Source organism: Limnobacter alexandrii, from assembly GCF_005871185.1.
In the GTDB taxonomy this organism is placed as follows: domain Bacteria; phylum Pseudomonadota; class Gammaproteobacteria; order Burkholderiales; family Burkholderiaceae_B; genus Limnobacter; species Limnobacter alexandrii.
Genome location: NZ_SWKN01000006.1, coordinates 573,600 through 591,227 on the forward strand (window position 1 = coordinate 573,600; position 17,628 = coordinate 591,227).

General features: G+C 54.4%; 15 protein-coding genes. 5 read left to right on the forward strand and 10 right to left on the reverse strand.

Translation table 11 applies throughout. The features are described 5' to 3' along the window. Positions 1-43: 43 nt before the first annotated feature. The 6 genes from FCS97_RS02970 to FCS97_RS02995 all read right to left on the reverse strand — a co-directional run bounded on the left by FCS97_RS02970 (position 44) and on the right by FCS97_RS02995 (position 6,934). The gene (locus FCS97_RS02970) at positions 44-391 is read right to left on the reverse strand and encodes a hypothetical protein (RefSeq protein WP_138516429.1); all 348 of its coding nucleotides are present in this window, start codon (positions 389-391) and stop codon (positions 44-46) included. Between the two features lie 66 nt (positions 392-457). After that, positions 458-1,366, reverse strand: coding sequence for an acetyltransferase (locus FCS97_RS02975; RefSeq protein WP_138516431.1), 909 nt, complete (start codon positions 1,364-1,366; stop codon positions 458-460). Between the two features lie 60 nt (positions 1,367-1,426). Continuing rightward, positions 1,427-3,166, reverse strand: coding sequence for an alkaline phosphatase D family protein (locus FCS97_RS02980; RefSeq protein WP_138516433.1), 1,740 nt, complete (start codon positions 3,164-3,166; stop codon positions 1,427-1,429). 35 nt (positions 3,167-3,201) lie between these two features. Next, positions 3,202-4,593 carry an alkaline phosphatase PhoX gene (locus FCS97_RS02985; RefSeq protein WP_246065784.1) on the reverse strand — a complete coding sequence of 464 codons (1,392 nt, stop codon included), beginning with the start codon at positions 4,591-4,593 and terminating at the stop codon, positions 3,202-3,204. Positions 4,594-4,725: 132 nt separating this feature from the next. Continuing rightward, positions 4,726-6,372, reverse strand: coding sequence for a methyl-accepting chemotaxis protein (locus FCS97_RS02990; RefSeq protein ID WP_138516437.1), 1,647 nt, complete (start codon positions 6,370-6,372; stop codon positions 4,726-4,728). A gap of 10 nt (positions 6,373-6,382) precedes the next feature. Next, a complete protein-coding gene (locus FCS97_RS02995; RefSeq protein ID WP_138516439.1) occupies positions 6,383-6,934 on the reverse strand; it encodes a hypothetical protein in 552 nt (183 codons plus the stop codon). A 284-nt stretch (positions 6,935-7,218) separates the two neighbouring features. Here FCS97_RS02995 and FCS97_RS03000 point away from each other — a divergent pair, with 284 nt between their 5' ends. The 3 genes from FCS97_RS03000 (at position 7,219) to FCS97_RS03010 (ending at position 11,174) form a co-directional block, all read left to right on the forward strand. Continuing rightward, positions 7,219-7,800, forward strand: a complete 582-nt coding sequence (locus FCS97_RS03000) for a cytochrome P460 family protein (protein WP_138516441.1) — start codon at positions 7,219-7,221, stop codon at positions 7,798-7,800. 77 nt (positions 7,801-7,877) lie between these two features. Continuing rightward, the gene (locus tag FCS97_RS03005; RefSeq protein ID WP_138516443.1) at positions 7,878-8,882 is read left to right on the forward strand and encodes an MBL fold metallo-hydrolase; all 1,005 of its coding nucleotides are present in this window, start codon (positions 7,878-7,880) and stop codon (positions 8,880-8,882) included. Between the two features lie 87 nt (positions 8,883-8,969). Further along, on the forward strand, positions 8,970-11,174 hold the full coding sequence (locus FCS97_RS03010) for a CHASE domain-containing protein (RefSeq protein ID WP_138516445.1): 2,205 nt from the start codon (positions 8,970-8,972) through the stop codon (positions 11,172-11,174). Here FCS97_RS03010 and FCS97_RS03015 read toward each other — a convergent pair. Together FCS97_RS03015 and FCS97_RS03020 are read right to left on the reverse strand one after the other, a co-directional pair. Continuing rightward, positions 11,157-11,582 (reverse strand): DUF6691 family protein, encoded by a 426-nt coding sequence (locus FCS97_RS03015; protein ID WP_138516447.1) that lies wholly within the window; start codon positions 11,580-11,582, stop codon positions 11,157-11,159. The two genes, FCS97_RS03010 and FCS97_RS03015, sit on opposite strands and share 18 nt — an antisense overlap. A 13-nt stretch (positions 11,583-11,595) precedes the next feature. Next, positions 11,596-12,027 (reverse strand): YeeE/YedE family protein, encoded by a 432-nt coding sequence (locus FCS97_RS03020; protein WP_138516449.1) that lies wholly within the window; start codon positions 12,025-12,027, stop codon positions 11,596-11,598. 108 nt (positions 12,028-12,135) lie between these two features. Between FCS97_RS03020 and mnmC1 the strand changes: the two genes are divergently transcribed. After that, complete coding sequence (gene mnmC1 / locus FCS97_RS03025; RefSeq protein ID WP_171035145.1) at positions 12,136-13,230, forward strand: FAD-dependent 5-carboxymethylaminomethyl-2-thiouridine(34) oxidoreductase MnmC1; 1,095 nt, start codon at positions 12,136-12,138, stop codon at positions 13,228-13,230. A 12-nt stretch (positions 13,231-13,242) separates the two neighbouring features. Here the strand turns inward: mnmC1 and FCS97_RS03030 are convergent, their stop codons facing one another. Together FCS97_RS03030 and dprA are read right to left on the reverse strand one after the other, a co-directional pair. Further along, entirely contained in the window at positions 13,243-15,801 is a 2,559-nt protein-coding gene (locus FCS97_RS03030) for a DNA topoisomerase III (RefSeq protein WP_138516453.1), read from the reverse strand. 121 nt (positions 15,802-15,922) lie between these two features. Beyond that, entirely contained in the window at positions 15,923-17,011 is a 1,089-nt protein-coding gene (dprA, locus tag FCS97_RS03035) for a DNA-processing protein DprA (RefSeq protein ID WP_138516455.1), read from the reverse strand. A gap of 95 nt (positions 17,012-17,106) precedes the next feature. On the opposite strand from dprA, the gene def reads away from it, so the two are divergent. Beyond that, entirely contained in the window at positions 17,107-17,616 is a 510-nt protein-coding gene (def, locus tag FCS97_RS03040; RefSeq protein WP_138516457.1) for a peptide deformylase, read from the forward strand. Positions 17,617-17,628: the final 12 nt, after the last annotated feature.

A 17,628-nucleotide genomic window follows, 5' to 3' on the forward strand; every position in this document is an offset into this window, starting at 1 on the left:
GGGCAAGCATGGCGACACAAAAAAATAATCGGGATTGTTTGCTTCAGGAAAAACTAGGTGGGTCGCGAACCCGAACGCGTTGCGCGAACAGGGCATTGCGCGGGGGTTCAACTGCGATGTGTTGGGTGCCCAATTGGGCCAGCACGGGCAATGCAAGGCCGGTAGGCGGATTCGAAACTGCGGCCTGTGCGGTGGTTAAGCCGTCGAACAACAGGCAAGAGTGAAGTAAATCGCTGACGGCAGCATGCTCAGGGTCATGATTGTGAGCATGGCCGTGCACCGATTCAGCCTGTATCGAGTCCCGGTGCTCAATGCTGTGGGCAAGCCCTGCCCATTGCGTGGCCAGTACGGCCAGCGCGATCAGCATGTGTTGGAACCAGCGGGTGCGCATTGGGGAGATCACTTCGAAGGACTGCGATTGAAGTAGTTTAACAAAGCTGTCAAGTCGGTGCGGTGCTTAGTGGCCGGCTTTGCGTCTCATCTCTGCCAGACGTTGGTCTTTCAAGGTCCAGATGTCACCAATCCAGGTTTTGAAGCGGCCCTTGAAGTCCAGGTCATTGCGAAAATCACCTGCGATCATGTCGACAGGTATAGGCAGAATTTCAACATGCACCTGCATATTGGGTTGCTTGCCGCACAGCCAGCTCCAGGTGATATTGCCTTGGCTTGGTCCATAGGCAATGGTGACATTGACCATGCCTTCAAACTGCTCGCCCATGGCGTTCAGCGAGGCAGACAAGCCACCGTATTTGGGACCCAGCAGGTGGGTGTAGGGCGATTTGGTTTTGGCTTTTTTGGCTGGGGTAAACCGAGTCCCTTCCAGAAAGTTGATCACGGTGACCGGGCTTTCCTTGTATACCTCGCAGGCCTTGCGGGTGGTTTCCAGGTCTTGGCTGGCCAGCACCGGGTTGCGTGCAATTGCGGCGCGGCTGTGGCGTTTCATGAAGGGAAAGTCCATGGCCCAGCACACCACACCCACAATGGGCACCCAAATCAGTTCTTTCTTCAGGAAGAACCGGCCAAAGGGCGCATGGCCATGCAGCACATCGAACAACACCACAATGTCGGCCCAAGCTGTGTGGTTACTGATCACCAAATAACTGCTGTGCGGTTTGAACTCGCCATGAATTTCAACTTGCCCCTGTTGACCGTGCAGCAATTTGTAAAGCAGTTTGTCAGAACCCACCCACCAGGTGGCAATTTGCACGCAGCAGTTGGAGGCCACACGTTGCACCCGATACACCGGCACGAGGCGCAACAAAATAAAGGGGAACATGACGATGAACCAGAAGGTAATGCACAGGCTCATCAGGGCAACGGTGAGTATGCCAATGACTGGGGCTGGGAGGACTTTTGACAGGGGCACTTGGGGATCCGGACTCGGTTGATGGACAACGAAACAGCCCGGATCTTACCCTAGAAACCTTTAAACACCCAACAGACCTGTAACGACATCCACTGGGTAGATGCCCTGTGGGGTAATGCGGTTGGCACCGTCGGCCACCTCAAATGTGGCGGACAGGCTTTCCGAACCACCGCGTTCCAGGATGGTGCTGACTGCCCAATACTCGCAGGTGGTTTTGTCCTCAGCCACGCGCAGCACGCTGTAACCGCGTTCGGTCACGTTCACATGTTTAATGTGCGGGCTGGTCAGGCGAATGGCCTGAATAATTTGGTTGGGCAGGTCCAGACCGGGCGATGTGACGGAGGTCACCACAAATTCAGTGGCCACACTGCCTTGCCCGGTAATTGGGTTGTAGCCGCCAACCACATCGATCGGCTGGTTGGGGTTGTCAGTGATGTCTGCCACCCAACTGGTGTGTACGTCGCCTGTCAGAATCACCACATTGTTAATGGCCTCGCCGCCGTCGTCACCCCGCAGTGCGTTGATAATACGTTGGCGCTCGGCACTGTAGCCGTCCCAGGCATCGCCATTCAGGCCCGAGGGTGCCAGCAATTCGCCAAGCTGAGCAGGTGCGGGGTTGTTCAGGCCGGGCTTGATGATCCACTGGTGAAACACCACTTGGTTTCCAATCAGCTTCCACTGTGCTTGCGACTCTCGCATACCATTGATCAAAAAGTTGTATTGCTCTTCACCAATCATGGTGCGGTCGGGCTGACTGGCCACGCCATCGGTGGGGTTTACCGGTGTGGCGGCTTCAATGTCACGATCGAACAGGCGGGTGTCGAGCAAAAACAGATCGACCATGTCGCCAAACTGCACGCGGCGGAAAATTTTTGCGCGGTTGCCAGGCTCTGGCAGGCGAATCGGCATCCATTCATCATAAGCGCGTTGTGCAAAGCCTTTGCGCTCTTCCCACACACCTTCAGCGCCCTCGGTGTGGTTCTCTGCACCGTCGCGATAGGAGTTGTTGGTGGATTCGTGGTCGTCCCAAATCGTAATGAAGGGAAAGCGCTCGTGCAGCTTTTGAAGGTCTTCGTCCCGCTTGTATTGGGCATGGCGAGTGCGGTAGTCGCTCAAGGAAATGATTTCGGTGGCGGGCTCGTATTCACGTACGTTGCCGTATTGCCCGGTACCGTACTCGTAAATGTAGTCGCCCAAATGAATGATCGCGTCGATGTCGTCACGCTCGGCCAGTTTGGCATAGGCATTGAAAAAGCCATGGGCCAAGCTTGAGCAGCTGACCACACCAAAATTCAGCGGCCGCTTGTTGCCCGCAGCCGGCGTGGTGCGAGTGCGGCCCACCGGGCTTGTTTTTCCGTTGCTGCGGAATTGGTAAAAATAAACCGTATCCTGTTCCAGCCCATCGCAAATCAACTTCACGGTGAAGTCTTGCGCAGCAGTGGTTTGAAAGTCCATCGACTTCACAAACATCGTCAAGGCTTCATCCTTGAATACATCGAGTCGTCCCGCCACGGTGCGATCGGTGTTTTCCGGGGTAATTCGGGTCCACAGCACCACGCTGTCGAAAGCCGGGTCTCCACTGGCCACGCTGTGCAAAAACTGTACATTCTGCGTGGGTGTTTCCTCATTGGGACTGGTGCGGCCATCGGTCAGGCCGCTGTCGTTGTCGCTGCCGCAACCCTGCAACAGGCTTAGACCGGTAACTCCGGCTGTGCCAATGCCCAGACCTTTGAGGAATGAGCGGCGCGTGATGCCCGGGCGTTTTTGAATTCGACTGCGTTTGCGGCGTGGACCTGACATGGTGGGTATTCCTGAAAGTTTTGTGTGTATGTTGCTTATGCGTTGGGCAGTGTGTCGGGAATCATCAGTTCATAGAGCATGCCCAATCCAAGGCCAAAGCCACCTTGCAGGTTCGGGCCACCACGGTCGCTGGTGAAGTACATGCGTTTGCCATCCGGGCTAAACGCAATGCCCGCGATTTCCGACTGATCCTGGCCAACAATTTGCAGCAAGGGCACCAACACACCATCGGGGTACACCACCACCACTTGCATGTCACCGCCGTCTTCGGCCACCAACACTTCGCCAAACGGCGTCATGGTGATGTTGTCCACGCCCGACAAAATGTTGTTGGGTGCCTTGGCCGTACTCAGGTCGTAGGCCACCTCAATGGTCTGGTTGGTGGTGTTCAGCATCCACAGGCGTTCATCGCCTTTGGTGGTGAAAAACACTCGGTCGTTTTGATACCAAACCCCTTCTCCGCCGTCAAATACAGCGGTCTCAGGCAAACGGTTTTCCATTTGGGGCGCATTGGGATTGGCTGCATTTACCCAGCTGTAGCGCACAGGGCCGTTCAATGCATCGGCCAAGTCGCCTTCCACTTTCAAAATTTGCAGCAAGCCCTGGTTCATGTTGGCGCGCTCGGCGTCCTCTGGCCAGTCGCCCGCAGTGGGCACCCAGCGGTAGAAGCGACCATCGGGCATGTCCTCGGTCATGTAAAACACCCGGCGTTCGCTGTCGATGGCCACTGCTTCATGGCTGAACACGCCCAGTGCGGGCAAAGGCCGTGCAGCCTGAATACCAAACGGGTCGCATTCCCACACCAAACCGGTGGGGATTTCCTCGCAGCTGAGCCAGGTTTTCCACGGGGTGACCACACCGGCGCAGTTAAAGGTGGTGTTGCGCAATATGCGGTAACTGTCTTCGATGGTGCCGTCTGGCCCAAACACCAATGCACTTGCGCCACCCAAGCCAGGCACCAAGGCCTCAAGCGGGTTGGTCAGTGGCGCCAGTTGTGGCACCTGAAAACCAATGGTGCCAACACCGGGCACTTCGCTGTTGGAGCAGTAAATCCAGCCACCGTCTTCGCGAGGCACCACGCCGCCGCCGTCGTTGAAAATGTGCCAAGGCGTAGCCCCCGGTGCTGGAGGCAAACTGTTGATGGCCACCACGCGGGTTGAAAAGCCTGCGGCGGTGCGAACGCCGTTGGCATCCGGCTCACCCAGCGGGCCAATGTTGCGAAAGCGGAACTGGTTGTTGCTTAAGGCACTACCGCCAAACCGGTTGGTTTCGGATGCGCCCACGCGACCACCAGCAGAAGTGGTGGCGTCGTCAGAGCTTCCACAGCCAGCCAACCAGGGCAGACTGCTTGCGCTCGCGCCATAGAGGAAGGTTTTGAGCAGGTTGCGTCGGCGAACGCTGGGGAGCAAAGCAGGTGAAAACGACATGGCGGACATCCAGATTGAACAACATCAATCCTTGATACCCGCCAAACTGAATTTTGGTTTCCGAAGCGCTCTTCAGTGTGACCATTCACCTATTTGTCACACAGCTGTGTAGTCACACTGAAGTACTGCCTGTCAGGTTTTGAAGTAAGACACGGCACGCTGAAGGTCTTCTGACATGCTTTCCACCTGTCTGGACTGACCCTCAAGCTGCATGCTGGCCATTTTCAGTTGTTCGGACAAGGCAGAAATATCGCTCACCCGTTCCGAAATGTCCATGCTTGCGGCCTCCTGCTCTTTCGTAGAGTTGGCCACGGCTTGCGCATATCCAACGGACTGTTCGAAGTGCTGAACAATTTCCTGAAGACCACCCATGAGCTTGTCGGCGTATTGCATGTTCTCGCTCATGTGCTCGCCCACCTGCTCTACCGATTTGTTGGAACGTTCGGAGTAGGTGCAGATTTCGCCAATCAGGGTGCGAATTTCATCGGTGGCTGTGGCGGTGTTTTGTGCCAAAGTGCGCACTTCATCGGCCACCACGGCAAAGCCGCGCCCTTGTTCACCAGCACGCGCTGCTTCAATGGCCGCATTCAATGCCAGCAAGTTGGTTTGCTGGGCAATGCCTTGAATCACCGACACGATCCCGTTGATTCGGTCCGAGCGTTCCACCAGTCCAGCGATTTCCCGGGTAGTGGTTTGCATTTGACCGGCCATGTCATTCATCTTGCCTTGAAGCGACTGCATCAACGTCATGCCGTTTTTCGCGGTGTCGGCAGACAGTTTTGCCTGAACTTCGGTTTTGTGGGCATAGTCTGAAATCGACTTGGCGCTGGCGCTCATTTGTTCAACGCTCACTGCTGTTGCGTTGGAACTGTCGGCCTGTTTTTCAGCTGAACCCGACAAACCCGAGGCCACATTCACCAATTCACTGGAGGCGGTCTTGAAAGTACCGCAGGCCTGTGACACCTGGTTGATGATTTCACGCAAGCGCACTTGCAACTGTTGCATACCGTCCATCAGCGAACCGTTTTCGCATTTTGGAACTGATTGGGTCAAATTGCCTTGTGCCATGGTCGCCACGACATCCAGTGCCTTGGCAGGTTCACCACCAATTTGTTTGCGCAGTGATGCGGCCACAAACCCCACGGTGATTCCGCACAACAACACAATGGCAACGCACACAATGCCGATGGTGATCAAAGCACTCCGAAAGACCGAGTCGCCTTGGGCCACAGCCGCTTCCATGGTGCTTTTCACGCTGGAGTTCAATGCGTTCATGGTGTTGTCAATTTGTTGCTCCAGGGGGTCCCCTTCGCTCAACAACACCAGGGTTGCGGCCTGTATTTCACCCAACTCGGATTGTTCGACCACCCTTTGATACACCGCGTGCAGGGTTGTGTTGTCCGTGTTGATTGTTTCGATCAATCCGCGCGTTTCGCCGGCCGGCGCGCTGGCCAGCATGCTTTGACCCAGCAGGTCAATTTCGGCATCCAGTGCCAGCATACGGGACTTGGCCAAATCAAATCGTTCCTGTTCATCGGCCAAAATGACATTGCGGGCCTCGCGAGCCAGCAAGGCCGATTTGCTACCCAGGTTGGAGACCTGGGTTAACAGGGACACTTGCCTTTCCGTGTTCTCCTGATTGAACTGGTTCAGCGCATGGATTTGGTAAACAGCAAACACACTCAATGCAAGCAAGGCCGCAATGGGTATGCCCATGACAATACCGAGCCGAACATTCAGGCTGGTATTGATGATCTTGTTCATAAAAGTGGAGGACATAATTGTGTGCTCATGGAAGGGCTTGAATATTCACGCCGATGGTCAAAGTACCAATCGCTTTGCCGCCATCCATCACTGGAACGGACACCTGCGAAACCACAGCGCCAGAGCTTTCGTCCTTTTTCGCACGGGCAATGTAATCATCTCCTTTTCCAGCGGCCCATGCCTTCACAAACTTGGGTTCATCGCCTTGCCAGTAGTCCGATGTCATGGAACTGATTGCCACATTGGCCCCTTGGTTGTCAGTCAAGATGGTTTCTGTGAAATAGGGTTTTGCCTGTTCGGCGGCCAACAGCGCCTTGGAAACCGGGCTTTCCATCATGGCTTTGCCCTCAGCCAAGCCACCCGATGCAGCAATCCATTTGCTGTCCATGGCTTTGATCGCGTCCAGGGTCAGTCCTTGTGCGTTTTGTGCTTTCACTGCGGCGATCACCTCTGGCTTGGCTGCAATCGCTTTGATTTCCGGAAGCACGTCATTTGCGGTGCCTGCAAACACGGCGCTGCCTGTGGTCAAAATAAGAGTGGCCAAACTGGCCTTTGCGAAAGACTGGAATCGGTTCATTTGCTGTGCTCCATGCGACTGAGCTTGGGGTCTCAATCGGTTGTTTGTTGAATTTTTTCCACCACACGGGGGATGTATCTAGGTTAAGGAGTTGATTCGCAATGCAATTTGTCGATAAGCAGCGTGAATAGGCCTTACTAAAATTCGTTGGTTCAAATGGAGGGGGGGCTACTAGGGTAAACCCTTGCATCTGATTGAGGCTCGACTCAACAGTTGCGCAGATCAAGCGTTGGCGCTATGTTTGAGCTGGTAACAATTGTTGCGCAAACAAAAAAGGGGAAAAAATGAAGAAAATGATGCTCGCTGCTTCGGCAGTTGTGGTTCTGGCAGGTTGTGCCGCTGGCGGTATGTTTGGCCCAGCCCCTAAAGATGGTGAGTTGGCCCAGCCCACCGATTACAAATCATGGCCTGTTTTCCTGGCCGGAATCGAGAAGCCCACAGGGCACATTCGTGACATTTACATCAACCCCACTGGCGCAGCAGCCAAGAAAGGTGAGGCATTTGCCAATGGCACGGTCAGCGTGATGGAAATTTACAAGGCCACCAAAACTGGCGACAAAATGACCAAAGCCGGACTGGAAAAAGTGTTCGTGATGTACAAGGGCAATAACTGGGGCAGCACTGCACCAGAAGGCATGAAGACAGGCGATTGGGTGTACGCTGCATTTGAGCCAAATGGCCAGCCAGCCAAAGTGGATTACGCCACCTGCCGTGGCTGCCACCTGCCTTTGGCCGACAAAGACTACATTTTCCACTATGACAAGTACTTTGACACCCGCAAAAGCGCCCAAATTCTGGACGGTCATGCTGGCAAGGTAGCCATGTCTGTTGAAGAGGCCCACCTGGCAGCCCTGGTGAGCAAATAAGTCACCAGGTAAACCACTGACTCTTTTCGTACAATAAAAGCCACCCAAGTCGGGTGGCTTTTTTGTTGGGGTATTCCATGCGCGTTTTGCGAGTTGCTTTGTACACTTTGTGTGTGCTTGCCCTGTTGGGTCTGGGCGCATTGGTTTTCCTGTTGAAGACCCACCCCACAGTTCGGTTTCCGGAATCATTGGAAACAAAGACCTCCGAGAGCGTGCGAACTTTGTTTCTGGGTACATCGTCCATGGCATGGACCGATGGGCAGAGTACCTGGCTAGTGGACGGTTTTTTCTCGCGGCAACCGCTGGGTAACGTTGTTTTTACCCGCCTGACTGTTGATGAAATGCAGATCAACGCAGTGACAGCGGAAATGTTCAAACGCCTGAACATGCCCAGTGCCTTGAGTGGCATTGTGGTGGCGCACTCGCATTACGACCATTCCATGGATGCTCCATTTCTGGCCAAGCAATTTGGTGCAAAGGTGGTGGGTTCTGAATCCACCTGGCAAATTGCCAAAGGGCAAGATTTGCCCGCAACGCAAATGGAGCTTGTGCCGGGCAGAGGTCGCGTGAAGCTGGGCGAATTTGAGATTGAATTGATTCAGTCTGCGCACGCCCCCACTGGCTTCACCGGCGGGTTCAATTCAAAACCTGTGTTTCTGCCCGCCCACGCCCTGCAGTTCAAAGAGGGCATCAGCTATTCATTCGTGGTGTCCCACCCTGGCTTGGGGCCTGGGCCGTTCGCCCTGATTCAGCCCAGTGCAGGTTACGTTGAAGGCCAGAACAAGGGCATTGCAGTGAAGCATGTGTTCTTGGGCATGGGTGGTTTGGGCAAATTAAGCGAGGCCTATATCGAGAAATACTGGCAGGAAATGGTGATGAATACCGGTGCCAGCAATGTGTACTTGATTCACTGGGACGACTTCACCCAGCCCTTGATGAAACAAGGGCAATCGCAGGCCCTGAAACCCATGCCCAAGCTGCTGGATGACCTTGAAAAATCGCTTGAATTGTTAAAAATGTTTTCAAAACGCGATGGCGTGAACTTGCAGGTGTTGGATGCATGGCAAATGGTTTATTTTTAATCACACCAAAATTTAATTGCGCGCATACTAAAGCAGCATGCAGCGTGGCATGCGTCACCAGCGCCAGTCGCTGAAATGTAAGCAACTATGTCAAACCCAAGCAGTCGGCACATTGAATTAAACAAGAAAACCTTCGCCGATCTGTTTCACCACGAAGTCACGGCCTGGTTGGTGTTGGTGCTTTCCATCGTCATCACTGCACTTGGCTGGTGGTTGTCCAGTCAGGCCATTGAAAAACGCGCCAATGACCGGTTCTCATTCGAGGTTCGCGACGCCCAGGAGCGCATTCAGAACCGCATCGATCAATATCAACAAATATTGCGCGGCGGTGTGGCATTCATTGATTCTCACGCCACGGTCAATCGAGGGCATTGGCAGGTGTATGTGTCGTCGCTGGACCTGACACACAAGTTGCCCGGTGTGCAAGGTTTTGCGTTTGCGCAGCGCGTGAATTCCGGTGGCTTGCAACAACACGAAAACCAGATTCGCGCGGAAGGCTATCCAGCCTATTCAGTGAATCCTCCGGGCGATCGCGAGGTGTACTTTCCGATTATTCTGATTGAGCCTTTTGATGAGCGCAACCAACGCGCCTTCGGCTACGACATGTTTTCTGAACCTGTTCGCCGCGAGGCCATGCTTCGCGCAATGGATACCGGCCAGGCCACTGTGTCGGGCCTGGTGCAGTTAAAGCAGGGCGATGAGCGCAACCCGGCAGCTGGCTTTCTCATTTACCTGCCCGTGTACTTCAAAGGCGCTGATCTGAGTTCGACCGACGCACGTCGACAGGCCATTCGCGGATTCGTGTACAGCCCCTTCATTGCGGCTGATTTGATGCAAAACGTGTTGGGCAATGAAAAAATTCCCCTGCACTTCCAGTTGTATGACACGGAAAAAATGGACCTGGGTTCGCTCATTTATGATTCCGCAATCGGGGTTCAAGCGCGTACAAAATCCGAGATGTTTTCGCATGTTCATGCAGTGACAGTGCCGCTTGAACTTTCTGGAAGAACATGGACAGCACGCTTTGAGAGCACGCCCGAGTTTGACCGCGATGTTCACAATTCACTGCCTGATCTGATCCTGTTTGCGGGAGGTGCCATTGATTTGCTGTTGTTTCTCACCATTTATGCCCTGATCCAGCAGCGCAAACGTCAAAGTGCTAGCAAGGCAAAAAGCCAGTTTTTGGCCAATATGAGCCATGAAATTCGAACCCCGTTGAATGCCATACTTGGATTCAATACCTTGCTGGGCGAGCAGGTCAAAGATCCGCAAACGAAAGAGTATGTCAAGCAGGTTCAGGAGGCCTCGGAACAATTGCTGGCCATGGTCGAGGATGTTTTAAGCTTTTCACAGATTGAGGCGGGTTCGATCAAAATCGAAAATATCGAATTTGATTTGCATGAAAGAATTCGCAAAACTTTGCGCCTGTTCACCGCCAAAGCGCAGCACAAAGGCTTGCAGCTGGAAGTCGACATTGATCCGATGACACCGTTGCTTGTGAAAGGCGACCCGGCCCGCTACGCGCAGGTGTTGTCCAATTTGTTGAACAACGCAATCAAGTTTTCTGACCGCGGACAGATTCGGGTGAAAGTGCAGGTCGATCAGCTGGATGCACAAAAGGCGGTGATTCGCACGGAGGTGCATGATGAAGGCATTGGTTTTGATGTCAGTGAATTCGAGCGCCTGATTCGACCCTTTGAGCAGGCAGACAACACCGCCACTCGTCGGTTTGGCGGCAGTGGCTTGGGCCTGGCCATTTGCAAACGCTTGACCGAGTTAATGGGTGGGGAGCTGTTTGTGACCTCTGTGCCTGAGAAAGGCAGCGTGTTTGGTTTTACGCTTCGTGCGCAGCTTGTTTATCCCGACCTTGGCGTTGCAGACACGGCATCACCTGAAAACGCTGTTTCCCTTCAAGGGAAAAAAATATTGGTGGTCGAGGACAACAAGCTGAATCAACACGTGATCAAAGCCTTGCTTTTGAAAATGCAGGCCGACGTGGTGGTGGTAGACAACGGCCAAATGGCCGTTGATGCGGTGCTTGTGGACTCCGCAATCGACCTGGTGTTGATGGACATTCACATGCCGGTAATGAACGGCATTGATGCGGCCATTGTCATTCGCCAGCTACCGGGCCCTGCCAGCCAATTGCCGATTGTGGCATTGACGGCTGGCGCGTTGCCCGAGGACGAGCAGGCTTGTATGGATGCAGGCATGAATGCCTTTTTGACCAAACCGGTGGACGTTCCAAAATTGCGTCGGGTGTTGGCCAGTGAGCTATTGACCACGCACTGAAAAAGCAAACATACCCACCAGCATGGCCGCAATAAAAATCAAGCCATCGCTTGCCAGGCTGGCTGCCGCAACCACAGCTGGGCCTGGGCAAAAACCGCCAATTCCCCAGCCAGCACCAAACAACATCGCCCCCAGCAGCAGTTTTTTGTCGATTTGCGTGTTGGTGGGCAAGTTCATGGGCAGGCCCATCAGGCTGCTTTTCAGTCGCCTGGCCAACAAAAACCCGGGCAAGCCCAATGCGATTGCACCGCCCATCACAAACATCAGCGAGGGGTCCCAGGGCATGGAAAGGTCAAGAAAACCGATAACCTTCGCCGGGTTGGCCATGCCCGAGACAATCAAGCCCCACCCAAAGACCAAACCCGCCAGGCCGCTTGCCAAGGCGAAAGCCGTGTTGTTGTTTTTCATGATTCGGCGTCCCTTAAATTGAATGCATGACCACAGAGGCCACCACGAAACCGGCGGCCATGAAAACACACGTGGCCACCAAAGAGCGCAGTGACAGGCGTGAGAGCCCGCATACGCCATGCCCACTGGTGCAACCAGAGCCCAACCTTGTGCCGTAACCCACCAAAAGCCCTGCTACAACCAGCGCGGCGGTGCCGCGCGGGCTTTCAAATTCAAAACTGCCCACTGCGGCTTGGTAAAGCCAGGGGGCTGCGACCATGCCCAGCACAAAGGTAAGCCGCCACAGCGTTTCACCACGTTGTGGTTTCAGCAAACCACCCACGATACCGCTGATGCCAGCCACGCGGCCCGTCAGCAAAATCAGCATGACTGCAGACAGGCCAATCAACAGGCCGCCGAACAGGGCCGGGTAGGGCGTAAAAGCGTCCCAATTAACAGTAAGCATGGTGAACCCAATTAAATATGATTACTCGCTCATATTATCATGTGCATCAAATAATCACCAGACAGGCAGTGGGTTACAATGCGGCGTCTGTCTTGCTGCCATCGCCCCATGTCCTCTTTGGAAAAAGATTCCCACGCCTTGCTGAATATTGCCCAACCTTCATCGACGGTTGCAGTGATTGGTGCGGGCATTGCCGGCAGCAGCGTGGCACTGGCGCTTTGCAAACTGGGTGTGCAAGTGCATCTTTATGATTCAGCCAGCGGGCCAGCGGCGGGGGCTTCAGGCAACTGGGTGGGTGCATTTCACCCGCACATTACCCGTGGCGACTCACCGTTGTCGCAATTGACGCGTTTGGGGTTTGATTACACCCTGCGGGCGCTCGAAGATTTGACTGACAAAGGTTTGCTGGAAACAGGTGTCGATTGGGACACCCCAGGCCACTTGCAAACCGTGCCAGCTGAAGAAGCCGACCGAATGCGCGAAACCCTTGAGTTGTTGAATTTTCCGCACACCCTGGTGCGTTGGGCGCAGCCCAATGAATTGTTACCGACAGCTTTGGGTGGCCTGTATTTTCCGCAGGGCGGCTGGGTAAAACCAGCCCGGTGGGTAGAGGCCAATTTGCAGGCCTGTGGCGAATTGCTTCACACGCATTACAACAGCAAAGTGACCGACATCACGCCGTTGCAAGCGCAGTACTCAGCGGTGGTGGTGTGCGTGGCTGAAAATGCACTTGAACTGGCACCAATTCCCGGCGCCAGAGCGAACACGGTAAAAGGGCAAATCAGCAAACTGCGGTGCCCTGTAAAGCCGGGCGTGGTGTTGTCGGGTGAAAGTTATGCCATTGCCCCGGCAGCTGACGATTGGTTGGTGCTGGGGGCCACCTACGAGCGGCCTGTGCTGCACATGAACCCTACTGCCGAAGCTGATGCGTTGAATATGGGCAGGTTCAAAGCAGCATTTCCTGAATTGCCACTTGGCGAGTTTCTGGACCACCGCTGCGCCGTGCGTTCGGTGTGGCATGATCGCCTGCCTGCCATTGGCCCTGTGCCAAACAGGCCAGGGTTGTTCATGAGCACAGGATTCGGATCACGGGGTTTGTTGTGGGCGGCTTTGGGTGGGGCGATTGTGGCTGGCCACTGCATGGGCCAGCCGCTTGAGTCGAAACTGCTGGGAAAAATTACGCCCCGCGCTGCGAAGGCGTAATTCCAGGCAAACTCAAGACGCCTCTTTGGTGGCCTTTGGCTTGGCCTTGCTTGCTGGTTTGGCCGCTGTTTTGCCTTTGGTGGCACCGGGTTTTTTCTCGGCTTTCGCTTCGAACTCAAAACCAATGGCTCCGTCGGGTTTCTTCACCAAAAACGCTTTGAAAGCACGGCGGGTTTTCGACGACACAAACCGTGTCAGCAAATCAGTTTTTCCATCGAGCAGCAGTTTTTCCATTTGTTCACGGTCAATGGGTTGCTGCAGAATCACTTTGCCTGAACGGAAGTCGCAACTCTTGTTCGGCCCTACCGATTTCTCGCACACATAGCTGGTGGCTTGTTCATACACATTGGATGCACACTTGGGACATGGCCCCAGGCGGGTTTCACCGGAAAAATCAACCGGCTCGCCATTGTCATCGTCTTTGGCTTGGCCAAAGTCGAACTCAAGTTTGTGTTCGTCATTCAGCTTCAGTACGGCGGCAAATGGGCGGCCCATTTTGCTGCGGAAACCGTCGAGCATGGGCAGTTCCCGGTCTTGAAGCAGTTTCTCCACCTCGTCCACTTCAAACTGGCGACCACCCGGCACTTTGGAAATCGAGAATTCGCATTTTGTGCAGGCAAAGCGGCGGTAGTTCTCTTTCACCACGCTGCCGCAACTCGGGCACGGTGTCACCAGTGTGGCGTAGTCGCCGGGAATGGTTTCTTCCGTGTAGTTTTTTGCACGATCAACAATGTTCTGCGTAATCTTGGCGATTTCCTGCATGAACTGCTCGCGCGACAACTCGCCCTTTTCCATCAGTGAAAGTTTGTACTCCCACTCGCCTGTCAGTTCAGGCATGGTCAGTTCTTCAACGTCCAGGCCGCGCAGCAGCGTCAGCAGCTGGAATGCCTTGGCGGTGGGCACCAGCGCGCGTTCTTCACGCACCAGGTACTTCTCGTTGATCAGGCCTTCAATGGTGGCTGCACGGGTGGCTGGCGTGCCCAAACCCTTGGTGCCCATGGCATCGCGCAGTTCTTCTTCCTCAACCAATTTACCTGCGCCTTCCATCGCTGAAAGCAAAGTGGCTTCACTGTAGCGTGCAGGTGGTTTGGTGCTCAGGGTGTGCACATCAATTTCGTCGGTGCTTACTTTCTCGCCGGCATCCACGGCCACCAGGCTGTCATCGCCCGCAGCTGCTGCAGCGCGGCCATAAATAGCCAACCAGCCCGGCTTCACCAGTACCTTGCCTTCGGTTTTGAAGGGGTGACCTTCTACAGTGGTAATGCGTGTGGTCACATTGAATTCCGCTGGCGGGAAAAACACCGCCAGGAAACGCTTCACCACCAGGTCGTACAACTTGGCTTCGGGTTCGCTCAGGTTTTTCGGTACCTGCAGGGTAGGAATAATCGCAAAGTGATCTGAAATCTTGCTGTTGTCGAACACCCGCTTGTTGGGCTTGACCCAGCTGTTTTTCAGAATTTGCTCACAGAAGGGGCCATAAGCGCCAGCAATGTGGCCGTGGTCCAAACCCACAAAGCTTTTCAAGGTTTGGTTCACTGTGCCCATGTAATCCTCGGGCAGTGCTTTTGAATCGGTACGTGGGTAAGTCAGCACCTTGTGCTTTTCGTACAGCGCCTGGGCCAGGCCCAATGTGTTCTTGGCTGAAAAACCGAAACGGCTGTTCGCTTCACGTTGCAGGCTGGTTAAATCGAACAGTTGCGGTGCAATTTGGGTGGTGGGTTTGCTTTCTTCTTCCACCGTGCCGGGTTTGCCATCACAGGCCGCCACAATGGCTTTGGCCTTGGCTTCGTCCCACAAGCGATCTGCGCGCTGTTCGGGGTCTTCTGCTTTTTTGAAGTCGCGGTCAAACCACTTGCCTTCGTAGGCACCGGCTTGCGCACCAAAACTGGCGCGAATCTCGAAATAAGTGCGTGGCACAAACTTGCGAATTTTCTCTTCACGTTCTACAACAATGGCCAGGGTGGGGGTTTGCACCCGGCCCACGGTGGTCAGGTAAAAACCACCTTCCTTGCTGTTGAATGCAGTCATGGCCCGTGTGCCATTAATGCCCACCAGCCAGTCCGCTTCTGAACGACAGCGCGCAGCGTCGGCCAGCGGCATCATGTCAGCGTCGCTGCGCAGGCTGGAGAATGCCTGGCGAATTGCGGCAGGTGTCATGGATTGCAGCCAAAGGCGTTCAACAGGCTTGCTGCTTTTGGCGTATTGGGCGATCAAACGGAAGATCAGTTCACCCTCGCGGCCCGCGTCACATGCGTTGATCAAACCAACAACGTCTTTTCGCTTGATCAGCTTGTTCAACACCTTCAGGCGCGATTCTGTCTTCGCAATCGGGTTCAGGTCGAAATGTGTTGGCAACACGGGCAGGTTGGCAAAACTCCATTTGCCGCGTTTCACCTCAAACTCGTCGGGCGCCTTGATTTCCACCAAATGGCCCACAGCCGAAGAAAGCACGTATTCGTCGCTTTCGAAATAATCGTCGTGTTTGGTAAACCCACCCAGGGAGCGCGCAATGTCGGCGGCCACAGAGGGTTTTTCCGCGATGATCAGTTTTTTGGGGTTTTCGCTACTCAATTGGTCCAACTCGTCGGTGTGTGTAATTTCAAGGCCTTGTGCGCCGAAGTGTAAGTGTCAGTCCTTCAACAAATCAAGGCTTTCTCTAGAATCTTCAATTCTGGTGTTGCAACAGCCTTTTTTAAAATACACCATTTGAACGCACCCAACGGTTGCCGCTCTCCCCCAAGACAAGACCCAATAGCTCCAGCTCGGTCAATGCGGCCAACGTTGTTTCGGTGTCCAAACCCAATTGTCGGGCCAGTGTGTCTGAATGCACTGCGTCGTGGCCAAGGCACTGAAACACGCGGCTCAGTTCTTCATCCAGTTCAACGTCAGTGTCCATGCTGTAGTTCATTGCAATGTGGCAATCGCTGTCATCTTCTTGCAACACCACAGCTGTTTTGAACGCGGGCAGGCTGGCTTGCACTTCATCCAGCAACTCCTGGGCGGTTTCTATCAGCATGGCGCCTTTTTTGATCATGTCATGGCAGCCTTTGCTTTGGCTGCTGTGAATGGATCCCGGGATTGCGCCCACGGTGCGGCCCAGTTCACTGGCCACTCGGGCTGTGATTAACGAACCGGAACGCATGGCCGCCTCGACCACCAACAATCCATCAGCAAGGCCAGCAATGATCCTGTTTCGGCGCGGGAAAAAACCTGCCTGTGGCGCTGTGCCGGGCGGGTACTCCGACAGCACCAAGCCGCCCTGCTGAATAATTCGCTGCTTTAAACCAGCATGGTGCGCAGGGTAAACCTCGTCAGGTCCGCAACCCTGCACGGCAATTGTGGCGCCTTGCGCTTCCAGGGCGCCAGCGTGCGCCGCGCCATCGATGCCTTCAGCCAGGCCGCTGATCACCACCCAGCCCGATTGGGCGAAAGCCTTGCCAAAGCCTTGTGCATTTCCAAGGCCGGTGCGTGTGGCATTTCTGCTGCCCACCATGGCGATGCCCCGGGCGTTGAGCAACTCCGGCCGACCTTCGCCAAACAAAATCAGGGGTGGGTCTTTCAGTGTCAGCAGGCCTTGAGGATAAGCAGGGCTGTGAATGCTCACCCAAAACCGTTTGTTGCTTTGCAGCAACCAAGTGCAGGCCAGTGCATGCCAAAGCCGAACGGCCTCGCACGGGGCGGGTAAACTGTGGTCAGGGCCTTGTTGGGCCAGTTCGTAGCGGGCACGAGCCTTGATTGTGGTGTTGTACGCCAGGTTCATGGCGTTGAGCAGCTCACTCATGCACGGCGCCAAGCAACAAGTGATGGAATTTGCGAACTATTTTTGCCACAGAAGGTATATCCTTTTAGTGTTGACTGTGAAGGTTTTTTGAAAGCATGGCTTTACTCCCAATTTTGCGTTATCCGGATCCGCGCTTGAAAACGGTTGCCACCCCCGTCACCCAGTTTGATGACGCGCTTGTCAAGCTGACCCAAGACATGGCAGAAACCATGTACGACGCCCCGGGCGTTGGCTTGGCCGCGACGCAGGTGAATGTGCACAAACGAATCATCGTGATCGATGTCACCGATGACAAATCGGGTCTCACCATATTTATCAACCCTGAAATCATCGACGCCAGCAAAGAATGCAAGGTGTACGAAGAAGGTTGTTTGTCGGTGCCCGGCATTTACGAGAAGGTTGAGCGCCCGGACACTGTCAAAGTGCGCGCCCAAAACGTGAAAGGTGAGTGGTTTGAAATTGATTGCGACGAATTGCTTGCCGTGTGCATTCAGCATGAAATTGATCACCTCAATGGCAAGGTGTTTGTTGAATACCTCTCGCAGCTGAAACAAACCCGCATCAAAACCAAGATGAAGAAGCAAGACAAGCTTCAAACCGCTTGATTGCTAACTCCC